This window comes from Roseomonas sp. TF40 (assembly GCF_057219975.1).
Genome location: NZ_JBXVVR010000004.1, coordinates 26,792 through 39,512 on the forward strand (window position 1 = coordinate 26,792; position 12,721 = coordinate 39,512).

10 protein-coding genes are annotated in these 12,721 nt (G+C 72.5%); 4 read left to right on the forward strand and 6 right to left on the reverse strand.

The features are described from left to right. Window position 1: 1 nt before the first annotated feature. The 4 genes from AC2D9U_RS13385 to iolG are packed head-to-tail and all read right to left on the reverse strand — an operon-like array spanning window position 2 to window position 3,159. On the reverse strand, window positions 2-610 hold the full coding sequence (locus AC2D9U_RS13385) for a DsbA family protein (RefSeq protein ID WP_484749736.1): 609 nt from the start codon (window positions 608-610) through the stop codon (window positions 2-4). Continuing rightward, on the reverse strand, window positions 603-1,385 hold the full coding sequence (locus AC2D9U_RS13390) for an inositol monophosphatase family protein (protein ID WP_484749738.1): 783 nt from the start codon (window positions 1,383-1,385) through the stop codon (window positions 603-605). Before AC2D9U_RS13390 ends, AC2D9U_RS13385 begins: the two co-directional genes overlap by 8 nt. Further along, window positions 1,382-2,173: an SDR family oxidoreductase gene (locus AC2D9U_RS13395; protein WP_484749739.1), complete on the reverse strand. Its 792-nt coding sequence runs from the start codon at window positions 2,171-2,173 to the stop codon at window positions 1,382-1,384. The genes AC2D9U_RS13390 and AC2D9U_RS13395 overlap by 4 nt, the downstream gene beginning before the upstream one ends. After that, complete coding sequence (gene iolG, locus AC2D9U_RS13400) at window positions 2,170-3,159, reverse strand: inositol 2-dehydrogenase (RefSeq protein WP_484749741.1); 990 nt, start codon at window positions 3,157-3,159, stop codon at window positions 2,170-2,172. The genes AC2D9U_RS13395 and iolG overlap by 4 nt, the downstream gene beginning before the upstream one ends. A gap of 103 nt (window positions 3,160-3,262) precedes the next feature. On the opposite strand from iolG, the gene iolD reads away from it, so the two are divergent. The 3 genes from iolD (at window position 3,263) to AC2D9U_RS13415 (ending at window position 7,385) form a co-directional block, all read left to right on the forward strand. Further along, window positions 3,263-5,059 (forward strand): 3D-(3,5/4)-trihydroxycyclohexane-1,2-dione acylhydrolase (decyclizing), encoded by a 1,797-nt coding sequence (gene iolD / locus AC2D9U_RS13405; RefSeq protein ID WP_484749742.1) that lies wholly within the window; start codon window positions 3,263-3,265, stop codon window positions 5,057-5,059. Window position 5,060: 1 nt separating this feature from the next. Beyond that, the gene (gene iolE / locus AC2D9U_RS13410) at window positions 5,061-5,948 is read left to right on the forward strand and encodes a myo-inosose-2 dehydratase (RefSeq protein ID WP_484749744.1); all 888 of its coding nucleotides are present in this window, start codon (window positions 5,061-5,063) and stop codon (window positions 5,946-5,948) included. Between the two features lie 234 nt (window positions 5,949-6,182). After that, window positions 6,183-7,385, forward strand: a complete 1,203-nt coding sequence (locus AC2D9U_RS13415; protein WP_484749746.1) for an energy transducer TonB — start codon at window positions 6,183-6,185, stop codon at window positions 7,383-7,385. A 3-nt stretch (window positions 7,386-7,388) separates the two neighbouring features. On the opposite strand, the gene AC2D9U_RS13420 is transcribed toward AC2D9U_RS13415, so the two are convergent. Together AC2D9U_RS13420 and AC2D9U_RS13425 are read right to left on the reverse strand one after the other, a co-directional pair. Then, window positions 7,389-9,236: a bifunctional sugar phosphate isomerase/epimerase/4-hydroxyphenylpyruvate dioxygenase family protein gene (locus AC2D9U_RS13420; RefSeq protein ID WP_484749747.1), complete on the reverse strand. Its 1,848-nt coding sequence runs from the start codon at window positions 9,234-9,236 to the stop codon at window positions 7,389-7,391. Window positions 9,237-9,268: 32 nt separating this feature from the next. Continuing rightward, entirely contained in the window at window positions 9,269-10,237 is a 969-nt protein-coding gene (locus AC2D9U_RS13425; protein ID WP_484749749.1) for a Bug family tripartite tricarboxylate transporter substrate binding protein, read from the reverse strand. 151 nt (window positions 10,238-10,388) lie between these two features. Between AC2D9U_RS13425 and AC2D9U_RS13430 the strand changes: the two genes are divergently transcribed. Beyond that, window positions 10,389-12,719, forward strand: coding sequence for a xanthine dehydrogenase family protein molybdopterin-binding subunit (locus tag AC2D9U_RS13430; protein ID WP_484749751.1), 2,331 nt, complete (start codon window positions 10,389-10,391; stop codon window positions 12,717-12,719). Window positions 12,720-12,721 lie beyond the last annotated feature (2 nt).

Genomic DNA, 12,721 nt, shown 5'->3' on the forward strand with positions numbered 1-12,721 from the left:
CTCAGCCCGCCTTCTCGAGATGCCGGGCGAGGAATTCCAGCCGGTCCTGGCCCCAGAAGATCTCGCTGCCGACCACATAGCTCGGCGCGCCGAACACCCCGCGCGCCAGCGCCGCGGCACTATCCGCCGCCCGCCGCTCGGCCCAGCGCGGCTCGGCCCCCAGCGCGAGCAGCGCGGGCGCATCGAGCCCGACCTCGGCGATCAGCGCGGCCAGCGTCGCGGGCTCGCCTGGGTTCGCCCCTTCCTCCCACAGCGCGCGCAGCACGCGATGCGCCAGCGCCACGGCCGGCGCATCGCCGATCGTCTCCCGCGCCGCGATGACGCAGGCGGCGGCGAGGCCCTCATCGAAGGGCGCATAGGGCGGGGCGATGATGATCGGCACGCCGAGATGTTCGCGCCAGCGCGCCAGTTCCTGCAGCCGATAGGCCTGGCGCTGCGGGCTGCGCTGGTTCACCGGCAGGCCGCCCGAGGCCGGGAAGATCGTCGCGCGGTAGTCGCAGGGAAAGACGCGCAGCCTTGCGCCATGCTGCGCCGCAAGCGCTTCAACGCGCGCCGCGCCCAGATGCGTCCAAGGGCTGTTGAGCGTGATGTAGTAGTCGATCTCAACCATCGAGCAGCTCCGCGAGGAAGCGGCCGAGCGCCGGCGCGCCGATGCCCACGGGATTGCCCGAAGCGAGCCAATCGCCGCTGTCGAACTCATTCGTCCAGCAGCCGGCCTCCCGCGCGATGGCGAGCGCGCCGCAGGCATCCCAGGCGTTGATGTGCAGTTCGAGATAGGCGTCGAGCCGCCCGACCGCGCACTCCACCAGCCCCAGCGTGCCCGAGCCACCCACACGGATGCCCGCCCCGGCGGCCATCGCGCGCTGCGCCATGGCGTGGAAATCCTCCAGCGGAATGCGGCGCGACCAGCCGAGTTCGAGGATGGCGCGGGTGACATCGGTGGTCGCCGCCGCGCGGATCGGCTTGCCGTTCAGCGTGGCGCCACAGCCGGTGGCACCGCTGAACACCTCGGCCGTCGCGTGGCGGGCGATGGCGCCGAGCGCCGCACGGCCACCCAGCGCCATGCCGATGGAGACACACCAGCGATCGCTGCCGCGCGCGAAATTCGCCGTGCCGTCGATGGGGTCGAGGATCCAGATCGGCCCGTCGCCGGAGACTGCGCCGCCCATCTCCTCGCCCAGGATCATCTCGCCCGGAAAATGTTTTTCGAGGCGCTCCCGCAGGAAGCGTTCCGTCGCGCCATCGGCCTCGGTGAGGAAATCCTGCGCGCCCTTCATGCGCGCCACGCCCATCCCATCCTCGCGCATCTGCCAGGCCAGGCCAGCGGCTTCGCGCGCGAGGCTGGCCGCGATGTCGCGGCGGGCGGCGAGTTCGGCGGGGGTCATGTATAGGCACCCATCACGTTCTGGTCGAAATCGATCAAGGCGCCGGTCATCATCTCGGCGGCGTCGGAGAGCAGGTATGTCGCCAGCCCCGCCACGTCGCGCGGGCGGATCAGCCGGCCGAAGGGCTGCGTCGGCGCGGCGCGTTCCAGCCAATCGGGCGGGTTGCCGTCCGATTGCTGGATCGCGTGCTCGCCCGGCGTCTCGGCCCAGCCGAGATTGATGCCGTTCACGCGCAGGCGCTGCGCGCGCAACCCCAGCGCGGTGTTCTTGGTGAAGGTCGCCAGCGCGCCCTTGGAGGACGCGTAGCCGGTCAGGAAGGGCTGCCCGCCATGGCTCGACATGGTGATGATGTTGACGATGGCGCCGGGCTTTTGCGCATCGCGCAGCCTTCGCGCCACGGCCTGCGTCAGCAGGAAAGGCGCGCGCGCATTCACCGCGAAGAGCTTGTCCCAGAGTTCCACCGGCGTGTCGTGGATGGTGCCGCGATCGGTCAGCCCCGCCGCGTTCACCAGCCCATCCACCAGCCCGAGGGCGGCCTCGGCCTCGGCGACGATGCCGGCGGTGGCGGTTGCATCCGCGAGGTCGGCGGCGACGAAATGCGCCGCAGCGCCCAGCGCCCGCAGCGCCGCGACCACGGCGGCGCCGCGCGCGGCGCTGCGCCCCGTGATGCACACGGCCCGCGCGCCGGCCTCGGCGGCGGCAAGCGCGATGCCCTCCCCGATCCCCTGCGTGCCGCCGGTGACGAGGATGCAGCGCCCCGCCAGCGAAACCTTGGGAAGGTGGCTCATGCCAGCGTCACCACCCGGCCCTCCTGCATCGAGCGCAGCGCGGCGTCGGCCAGCACCAGCGCTTGGCGGCCATCCGCGGCGCCAACGGGCATCGGCGTGCCCGCCGCCACCGCCGCGATGAAGGCGTCGAGTTCGATGCGATAGGCGGCGGCGTAGCGTTCGAGGAAGAAATGCAGCGGCTTGTCGGTGCTCACCGCCTGCGCATCGGCCTGCTCCACCGTGCTGCCCACGCGGTTGCCGGCGATCAGGCGCCCGAGGCTGCCATGCACCTCCACGCGCTGGTCATAGCCATAGGCGGCGCGGCGCGAGTTGTTGATATGCGCGAGTCGCCCGCTCGCGGTCTTCAGGATCACCATGGCGGAATCGACATCCCCCGCCGCGCCGATGCCGTGGTCCACGAGGTTCGCGCCCTGCGCGAAGACGGAAACCGGCTCCTCGCCCAGCATCCAGCGCGCCATGTCGAAGTCGTGGATCGTCATGTCGCGGAACAGCCCGCCCGAGACCTTGATGTAGGAGACCGGCGGCGGGCCCGGATCGCGGCTGGTGATCACCACCTGCTCCACCGTGCCGATGGCCCCCTTGCCGATGCGCGCGTGCAGTTCGGCGAAATCGGGGTCGAAGCGGCGGTTGAAGCCGACCAGCATCGGCACGCCGGCGGCCTGCACGGCGGCGAGGCATTCATCGACGCGGGCCAGCGAAAGGTCGATCGGCTTCTCGCAGAAGATCGCCTTGCCCGCGCGCGCGGCGGCGATCACCAGATCCGCATGGGTGTCGGTGGAACTCGCGATGATCACGGCCCCCACCTGGGGATCGGCCAGGGCGGTCGCGGTGTCGGAGACCTGCGCGCCATGCTGGGCGGCAAGCGCGGCGGCGGCGGGGGCGTGCACATCCACCACATGGCGCAGCCGCGCGCCCGGATGGCGGGCGAGATTGGCCGCATGGATGGCGCCGATGCGGCCGGCGCCGAATTGAGCGAAGTGGAGCATGGCGTGTCCTGATGCTGTGCCGCTTGTGGCGCGGCTGATCCCTTCGTAACACTGCACCCGCCAGCACCCAATATCGAGGCCACAAGGCCCAGGATGATTCCCCATGGCCATGCTCCGCCTGACGGCCGCCGAGGCCACCATCCGCTACCTGAGCGCGCAGATGACCGAGATCGAGGGTCAGGCGGTGCCGCTCTTCGGCGGCGTCTTCGCCATCTTCGGGCATGGCAATGTCGCGGGGCTCGGCCCGGCGCTGCACGCCCATCGCCGCACCCTGCCCACGCTGCGCGCGCATAACGAGCAGGCCATGGCGCTGGCCGCCATCGCCTATGCCAAGACCCAGGCGCGCCGGCGAATGATGGCCTGCACCACCTCCATCGGGCCGGGGGCGACGAACATGGTCACGGCGGCGGCGGTGGCGCATGTGAACCGACTGCCGCTGCTGCTTCTCCCTGGCGATGTCTTCGCCAATCGGCGGCCGGACCCGGTCCTGCAGCAGATCGAGGCCTTCGGGGATGCCACGATCTCGGCCAATGACTGCTTCCGCCCCGTCTCGCGCTATTTCGACCGGATCATGCGGCCCGAGCAATTGCTCGCCGCCCTGCCCGCCGCCTTGCGCGTGCTGACGGACCCGGCGGAATGCGGCCCCGCCACCATCGCCTTCCCCCAGGATGTGCAGGCGGAATTCGGCGAGTTCCCGGCCGAGTTCTTCCGCAAGCGCCTGCATCGCATCCGCGCGCCGGAACCCGATGCGCAGGAATTGCGCGAGGCCGTGGCCGCGCTGCGCGCCGCGCAGCGCCCGCTGATCATCGCCGGCGGCGGCGTGAAATATGCCGGCGCGGAAGCGGCGCTGGCCGCCTTCGCGCAGCGCCATGGCGTGCCGGTGGCCGAGACGCAGGCGGGCAAGGGCAGCCTCGCCTGGGACCATCCGCGCAATGCGGGCGCGATCGGCGTGACCGGAAGTGCCGCGGCGAATGCGCTGGCGGAGAAGGCGGACCTCATCCTCGCCATCGGCACGCGGCTGCAGGATTTCACCACCGGCTCGCGCCGGCTCTTCGCGCAGGCGCCGCTGCTTGCCCTCAACGTCGCGGGCTTCGATGCGGCCAAGCACAATGCCCAGCCGCTGCTGGCGGATGCGAAGGCGGGGCTCGCCGCGCTCACCAGCGGTCTCGGCCGCTGGGCGGCGCCGCGCGCCTGGCAGGAGAAGGCCGTGACGGCGACGGCGCGCTGGCATCGCAGCGTGGAGCGCATCACCGCCGCGCCCAAGCCGAAATCCACCGCCCTGCCCTCGGATGCGCAGGTGCTCGGTGCGGTGAACCGCGCCCTGCCCGCGCAGGGCATCGTGGTGGCGGCCGCGGGCGGGCTGCCGGGCGAGTTGCACAAGCTCTGGCGCGCGACGGATGGCGCCTCCTACCACCTCGAATACGGCTATTCCTGCATGGGCTACGAGATCGCGGGCGGGCTGGGTGCGAAGCTCGCAGCACCCGAGCGCGAGGTCGTGGTGCTGGTGGGCGATGGCAGCTACCTGATGATGAACAGCGAGATCGCGACCTCCGTGGCGCTGGGCCTGCGGCTGACCATCGTTGTGGTGGATAATCGCGGCTTCGGCTGCATCGACCGGCTGCAGGGTGCGACAACCGGCCTGTCCTTCAACAATCTGCTCGCCGCCGCCGCGCCGCGCGTGGATTTCGCCGCCCATGCCAAGGCGCTCGGCGCGCAGGCGGAGAAGCTCGACAGCATCGCTGGCCTCGAGGCCGCCCTGCCGCGCGCCTTCGCGGCCAAGCGCACCACGGTGCTCGTCATCGACACCGACCCGAAGATCAGCACCGCCGAGGGCGGCGCCTGGTGGGATGTGCCAAGCGCCCCACGCACCGCGCCGCGCGCCGCGACAAAAGGAGCCTGACATGCCCATCCGCCTCGGCATCAACCCGCTGACCTGGACCAATGACGACATGCCCGAGCTGGGGGCCGAGACCCCGCTCGAGACCTGCCTCGCGGAGGCGAAGCTCGCCGGCTTCGCGGGGGTCGAGCTCGGCAACAAGTTCCCGCGCAGCGTCGCGGCGCTGCGCCCGATCCTGGAACGGCATAGCCTGGCGCTGGCCTCGGGCTGGTATGGCTCGCGCCTGCTCGAGCGCGACGTGGCCGAGGAGATGGCGGAGGCCGAGTCCCATATCGCACTCCTCGCCGGCATGGGCTGCACGGCGATGGTGTTCTGCGAGGTCACGGCCAGCGTGCATGGCGACAAGGCCACGCCGCTCTCCCGCCGCCCCGTGCTGACGGAGGAGCAGTGGCGGCGCCTGCTGCCGCGCCTGTCGGAGATGGGCAAGCGGCTGCGCGATCGGGGACTGTCGCTCGCCTATCACCACCACATGGGCACGCTGATCGAACAGGAAACCGAGGTCGACCGGCTGATGGCGGAGACGGGGCCGGAGGTCGGGCTGCTGCTCGACACCGGGCATTTGACTTTCGCCGGCGGCGACCCGGTGCGCGCGGCGAAGAACCATGCCGCGCGCGTGGTGCATTTCCATGCCAAGGACATCCGCCGCCCCGTGATGCAGGAGGTGAAGGCGCGCAACCTCTCCTTCCTCGATGCCGTGCTGGCGGGTGTGTTCACCGTGCCGGGCGATGGCTGCGTGGATTACGCGGCCGTGCTGCCGCCGCTGGCCGCCGCCGGCTATGCCGATTGGCTGGTGGTGGAGGCCGAGCAGGACCCCGCGATCGCGCATCCGCTGACCTATGCGCGGATGGGGCATGACAACCTCGCCCGCTTCGCCAAGGCGGCGTTCGGGTAGGGCACAAAGCGGGTAAGCCCACCACCTGCGGACCGCAAAGCGGTCCGAGGCGCCGAACGGCGCCCGCCGCAAGTGCGGCGAAGCCAAGGCTGCGGATGCAGCCGCCCGGCGTTTGAGGGCGCAAGAACGCCATACACTTCGTGACGCGCGGCGCGCTCCCCCCGGGAGCGTGATTCGGGTAAGGGCTGGTCGCCCGTGCCCGAACCGCCGTCCCACCTGCGCCGCCCGCGTCCGATGACCCGCTTCGCGCCCCGGCGAAGCCCGGCGGCGCGGCGCGACCCCCTGCCGCCCTCGCTGCGCCCCGCTCCCGCCGGGCGCGAGCGCATGGCGCCGGCGCGCCGTTTCGCGGGGCTGAGCCTGCGCGGCTGGATCATCGGCTCGCTGCTGCTGCATCTGGCGATGCTGGCGGTGCTGCTCTACAGCCCGGCGCGCCGCACGCCGGACCAATTGCCCGCGCCGAGCTTCGACATCGTCTTCGAGGGCGGCCAACCCGCCCGCCCGGAGGCCGAGCCGCCGCCGGGCATCGAGGCCCCGCCGACCCCACCTGCCCCGCCCCAGGCCGGCGGCGTGCCGAGCCCGCCCAGCGCGCCCAGCGCCCCGCCGCCGCCGGCTCCGGCGCCGCCCATCGCACCACCGGCCCCACCCGCGACTCCCGCGCCCCCCGCGCCGAGCCCGCCCCTGCCGGCGCCGCCGCGGCCGATCCAGCCGCCGCCGCCGCTCACCGCGCCCCCCGCCCCGACCCCACCGGCACCGCCCCGCCCGGCCGAGCCGTTGCGCGAAGTGCCGCCGATCCAGGCCGAGCCGATCCTGCCCTTGCCGCCGCGCCCCGCCCCCCCGGCGCCGCGGCCCGAGCCGGCACAGCCCGCCCCCCCGCCACCCCCCCCACGCCCGCCGACACCGCCACCGCCGCGCCCGGCGCAGCCCACCCAGCCCGCGCCCCAGCAGCCGGCCCAGCCGGCGCAACCCGCGCCGCGCCTGCCGCCGGGGACCATCTGGGCGCCGCAGGGGCTGCAACTCGGCCAGCCCTCCACCCCCACGCCGCCGGCCGGGCGGCCGCAATCGCGCGGGCTCGACCTCACCGTCGATCCGCGCATCATCGAGGGGCAGGCGCGACCGGACCCGAACCTCAACGTCACCGGCGCGCGCGTCGGCGCCGATTGGCGCGCCGCCTTCCGCGCCTGGCTCGACCAGAACATGCGCTATCCGACGCGCGCCATCGAACTCGGCGAGCAGGGCAGCGTGCGCGTGCGGGTGATGGTCGCGCCCGATGGGCGGGTGCGGGAGGCGCGGGTGATCTTCCCCTCCGGCTCGCCCTCCTTGAATCTGGGCACGGTGATGCCCTTCAACGGCGCGCAGCTGCCCGCCTTCCCGCCGCCGGTGGACCCGAACGGCGTGACCATCGACTTGACCGTGAACTACCGGCTTATTCGGCGGTAGCGGCTAACGCCCGCGCTGGCGCTGCTGCGCCGCCATGCGCGCCGGCGCGTTGGCCGCGCCGAAGCCGCCATAGCCCCCCTGGCGCTCGGCGATCTCGAAGAAGAAACGCTCCTGGAAGGCCGCCGTATAGGCGTGGCGGAAGCGCCCGCTGCCAGCATCCTGATCGTGCAGCAGATGCCGGCGCTGCAAATCCGCCAATTCCCCATCGCCCAGCGGGAAACGCGCCGCGAGGTCCTCATAGTAATTGTCCGCGATCTCCAGCAGCGGCGCGCCGCGCGCGGCCGCGGCATCGACCTCGGCCGCCGCGTCCCGCGCGGCGAAGGCGATGTGGTGCACCCCCGCCCCCGCCAGCGCCGAGACGAAGCGCCCCGTGCCGGTGCGCGTGCTCTCCGAGACATTGAGCGGCAGGCGCACATGCCCCTCGCCGTCGGTGAAGGCGCGCGAGCGCACCAGCCCGTAGGGGTCCGGCAATTCCCAAAGCGGATCGGGCGAAAGGCCGAACAGCGCGCGGTAGAACAGCACGAAGCTGTCCACCATGCCCGGCACCAGCGCCTGCGCCACATGGTCGATGCCCGTGAGGCTGCCGGCCGGCACGCCGGGCACCAGATGGAAATCGTCCTCCCAGAGCGGCGCGGCGCCGGGGGCGGGCGCGCGGACCAGATAGACCAGCGTGCCGTCGGGCGCGCGCACGGCCGGGATGCGCCGCTCCCCCGCGCCGATGCGCTCGCGCCAGGTCGGGCAGCGCAGCGCCTCCGCCCGCGCGATCACACGATCGGGGTCGTCCACGCGCAAAGCCATGGCGCAGACGGTGGGGCCGAGCTGCTCGAAGCGCTCGGAGGCCGCGCTGTCCGGCTCGCTGTTCAGGATCAGGTTGGCCGCGCCGTTGCGCCACAGCTCCACCGCCTTGGAGCGATGCCGCCCGGCGAGCCGGAAGCCCAGCGCGGCGATGAAGGCGGCCAGCTCGGCGCGCGCCATCTCATCCACCGCGAATTCCACGAATTCCACGCCATCGAGCCGCGGGGCGGCCGGCAGCGGCGCGATGCCCGCCTGCTCACCGAGCCAGACCAGGCTGCGCAACCCGTCGCGCGCGATGCGCCGGGAGGGCGCGGCGCGGAACTCATCGTTGAAGATCTCGAGCGAGAGGGGGCCCTTGTAGCCCGCCGCCAGCACATCGCGCAGGAAGCCCGCGACGGGCAGCTCGCCCTGGCCGGGGAAGCTGCGATGGTGGCGCGACCAGGAGAGCGGGTCCATCGACAGGCGCGGCGCATCGGCGAGTTGCAGGAAGAAGAGCTTCTCCGCCGGCACGGCCTGCGCGAGGCCGGTGAGGTCGTCGCCCAGGCAGAGCGTGTGGAAAGAGTCCAGGATCAGGCCGAGTGCCGGGTGGTCGGCGCGTTGCACGATGTCCCAGGCCTGGCGCCAGCGATTGGTGTGACGGCCCCAGGCCAGCGCCTCGAACCCCACGCGCAGGCCGCGCCTCGCCGCGCGCTCCGCCATCTCGCGCAGATCGGCGGCGGCGCGGGCGGGATCGTCGAGGGTCGCTTGCTGGACGTTGGAGCAGACGAGCACGAGATCCGTGCCCAGCGCCTGCATCGTGTCGAATTTCCGCTCGGCGCGGTCGAGGTTGCGCGACCGCGCGGGCTCGGGCATCGCCTCGAAATCGCGGAAGGGCTGGAAGATGGTGACGGCGAGGCCGAGATCGGCCGCCATGCGCCCGGCCTCGGCGGGCGAACCCTCGAAGGCGAGGAGATCCTGCTCGAAGATCTCCACCCCCTCGAACCCCGCCGCGGCGGCGGATTCCAGCTTGTCCGGCAGCGAGCCGGAGAGACAGACGGTGGCGATGGAACGCTGCATGTCTGCCCCTTCGATCCCGCGTAATGACCCGCTTACTGAAGGGTGATGTTGCGCGCGCGGATGATGCCGCGCCACTTCTCATTCTGCGCCGCGAAATAGGCGGGCCACTCTTCCGGCGTGCCGACCACCGGCACGACGGCGAGAGCCGCGAGGCGCTGGCGCGTCTCGGGCGCTTCCAGCGCCGCCTTCGCGATGGCGTTGGCCCGCGCGATGATCGGCTGGGGCAGGCCGGCAGGGCCCTGCAGCGCGATATGCTCGAACACCTCGAAACCGGGGAAGCCCTGCTCGTGGAAGGTCGGGATCTCCGGCGCCACCGGGCTGCGCTCGCGGGACGAAATCGCCAGCGCACGCAGCTCGCCCGACTGGATCAGCGGCAGCACGCCCGAAGCCGCCTGGATGATCATCGGCGTCTCATTCGCCAGCACGCCCTGCACCGCCGGCGCGCCGCCGCGATAGCCGATGTCGCGCAGCCGCAGCCCGGCCTCCTGCAGCCACAGCTCGGTGGCGAGGTGCGTGGAGGAACCGACGCCGGAATTGGCGAAGGTGATGTCCGCCCCCGGGCGCTTCGCGAGTTCGACGAACTCGGCCAGGGTGCGGGCCGGGAAGTTGCGGTTCACGCACAGGATCATCGGCATGGCGGCGAGCAGGCCGATGCCGACGAAATCGCGTTCGTTGTTGTAGGGCAGCTGCATCATGTGCGGCGCCATGGCGTAGGTGCTGACCGTGCTGACCAGCAGCGTGTAGCCATCCGGCCGCGCGCGCGCCACCGAGTTGAAGCCGATGGTGCCGTTCGCCCCCGTGCGGTTGTCCACCACGAAGCTGCGCCCGGTATCGGCGGACATGCGCGCCGTCATGATGCGCGCCACCGCATCGGTCGAGCCACCGGCCGCCCAGGGCACCACCATGGTGACGGGCCGGCTCGGCCAGGCCTCCTGCGCTCGCGCAAGGCCGGGCAGCAGGGGGATGCCGGCCAGGGCGGCCAGGCTGCGGCGGGTGATCATGGGGCGGCTCTCCGTGTGTTTCCTCAGGGTCGCGGCTTGGGGCGCCACGTATGCGGGCAGGTAACGGAATGGCCGGGGGGACCGCAAGGGTGGCAGGCCCCTCGACGCCACGCGCCGTGGCGGCTACGCCAGACGGGTGCAGGAGATCACGATGTCCGATCCGCTCGCGAAATTCGGCCTCGGCCAGCCGGTGCGCCGCATCGAGGACCAGCGCCTGCTGCGCGGCCTGGGCCGCTACACCGACGACATCCGCACGCCCGAGGCGCTGCACGTGGTCTTCCTGCGCGCGCCGCACGCGCATGCCCGGATCGACGGAATCGACACCACCGAGGCCGCTTCCATGCCAGGGGTCGTTGCCATCCTGACCGGGGCGGATTGGCTGGCCGACGGGCTCGGTGGCCTGCCCTGCGCCGTGCCGCGCCAGCGCCCCGATGGCAGCCCCATGCCGCGCCCGCCCTACCTGCCGCTCGCCGCCGGGGTGGCGAAGCATGTGGGCGATCCCGTCGCCGCCATCATCGCGCGCAGCAAGGCTGAGGCGCGCGACGCGGCGGAGGCCGTGCTGGTGGCGTGGGAGCCCCTGCCCGCCGTCACGGCCGCCGCCGCCGCGCTGGCCCCCGGCGCGCCCGCGGTCTGGCCCGGCCTGTGCGACGACAACATCTGCTACCGCTTCACCCAGGGCGACGAGGCCGCCGTGGCGGCCGCCTTCGCCCGGGCAGCGCATCGCGTCTCGCTCGATTTCCGCATCTCGCGCATCGCCGCCAACACGATGGAGACGCGCGGCGCCATCGCCGAATGGGATGCGCTGGAGGGGCGCTGGACGCTGCGCGCCGGATCGCAGGGCCCGCACGCGCTGCGCGACGTGCTGGTGCCGGTGCTGGGCGAGACCTCCTCCGCGCTGCGCATCGCCGCCCCCGAGATGGGCGGCGCCTTCGGCCTGCGCAGCCACCCGACCCAGGAACAGGCGGTGCTGCTCTGGGCCGCACGCAAGCTCAACCGCACGCTGCGCTGGACCGCCGACCGATCTGAGGCGCTGCAATCGGACGCTCATGCGCGCGACAATGATTCCACCGTGGAGCTGGCGCTCGATGCCGAGGGCCATTTCCTCGCGCTCAGGATCCGCACCATCGCCAATCTCGGCGCCTATCTGGCGCTCCTCGGGCCGCATTCCTCGACCAACAATCTCGGCGGGCTCGCGGGTGTCTACCGCACGCCGGCGATCTTCGCCGAGGTGCTCGGCGCCTTCACCAACACCCAGCCCACCGCGCCCTATCGCGGCGCCGGCCGGCCCGAGGCGACCTATGCGATCGAGCGCGTGATCGATGTCGCCGCGGCACGGCTCGGCCTGGATCGCGCCGAGATCCGCCAGCGCAACCTGATCGCGCCCACACAGATGCCGTTCCGCACGGGCCTCGTCTTCACCTATGACAGCGGCGACTTCCCGCGCGGCATGGCGATGGCGATGGAGGCCGCCGACTATGCCGGCTTCCCGGCGCGGCGCGCGGCCGCGGCGGCGCGCGGCAAGCGGCTCGGCCTCGGTATCGCCAATGCCATCGAGATCAGCGCCGGCCCGCCGAAGACGCCGATGGAAGAGGGCGTGGAGATCCGCTTCGCCGCCGATGGCGGCTGCACCCTGCTGCTCGGCACGCACAGCCATGGCCAGGGGCATGAGACGGTGTTCCGCCAGATGGCGGTCTCCATGCTCGGGCTCGACATGGCGAAGATCCGCGTGGTGTTCGGCGACACGGACAGCCTGCCGCATGGGCGCGGCACCTTCGGCAGCCGCTCCATCGTCGCGGGCGGGGCGGCGATGACCAAGGCCGCCGCGCGGATCATCGAGCGCGGCAAGCATGTCGCGGCCCTGATGCTCGAAGCCGCCGAGGGCGATATCGACTTCGCCGAGGGCCGCTTCAGCGTGGCCGGCACCGACCGCGGGGTGCGGATCGAGCAGGTGGCGCGCGCCTGCTACATCCCCGGCGGCCTGCCGCCCGGCGAGGAGAAGGGCTTCTATGCCTCCGCCGTCGTCTCCCCCGACGACGCGACCTTCCCGAATGGCTGCCACATCTGCGAGGCCGAGGTGGACCCGGAGACGGGTGCCGTCGCCGTCACGCGCTATATCGTCGTGGACGATGTCGGCGCGGTGGTGAACCCGCTGCTGCTCAAGGGCCAGATCCAGGGCGGCGTCGCGCAGGGGCTCGGCCAGGCGCTGATGGAAGAGGCGCGCTTCGACGCGGAAAGCGGGCAGCTTCTGGCGGCGAGCTTCATGGACTACGCCATGCCGCGCGCCAGCGACATGCCGCTCGTGGACGTGCTGGGCAACCATTGCCCGACCAAATCGAACCCGCTGGGCGCCAAGGGCGCGGGCGAGGCCGGCACGGTCGGCGCGCTGCCGGCGGTGATCTCGGCGGTGTGCGACGCGATCGGGGTCGCGCATCTCGACATGCCGGCGACAGCCGAACGCGTGTGGCGGGCAATGCGGGGGTAAGG

Bases quoted from the DNA above. Each gene is read 5' to 3' on its own strand.
- AC2D9U_RS13385 (WP_484749736.1), bottom strand. From the start codon at position 610: ATGGTTGAGATCGACTACTACATCACGCTCAACAGCCCTTGGACGCAT.
- AC2D9U_RS13390 (WP_484749738.1), bottom strand. From the start codon at position 1,385: ATGACCCCCGCCGAACTCGCCGCCCGCCGCGACATCGCGGCCAGCCTC.
- AC2D9U_RS13395 (WP_484749739.1), bottom strand. From the start codon at position 2,173: ATGAGCCACCTTCCCAAGGTTTCGCTGGCGGGGCGCTGCATCCTCGTC.
- iolG (WP_484749741.1), bottom strand. From the start codon at position 3,159: ATGCTCCACTTCGCTCAATTCGGCGCCGGCCGCATCGGCGCCATCCAT.
- iolD (WP_484749742.1), top strand. From the start codon at position 3,263: ATGGCCATGCTCCGCCTGACGGCCGCCGAGGCCACCATCCGCTACCTG.
- iolE (WP_484749744.1), top strand. From the start codon at position 5,061: ATGCCCATCCGCCTCGGCATCAACCCGCTGACCTGGACCAATGACGAC.
- AC2D9U_RS13415 (WP_484749746.1), top strand. From the start codon at position 6,183: ATGACCCGCTTCGCGCCCCGGCGAAGCCCGGCGGCGCGGCGCGACCCC.
- AC2D9U_RS13420 (WP_484749747.1), bottom strand. From the start codon at position 9,236: ATGCAGCGTTCCATCGCCACCGTCTGTCTCTCCGGCTCGCTGCCGGAC.
- AC2D9U_RS13425 (WP_484749749.1), bottom strand. From the start codon at position 10,237: ATGATCACCCGCCGCAGCCTGGCCGCCCTGGCCGGCATCCCCCTGCTG.
- AC2D9U_RS13430 (WP_484749751.1), top strand. From the start codon at position 10,389: ATGTCCGATCCGCTCGCGAAATTCGGCCTCGGCCAGCCGGTGCGCCGC.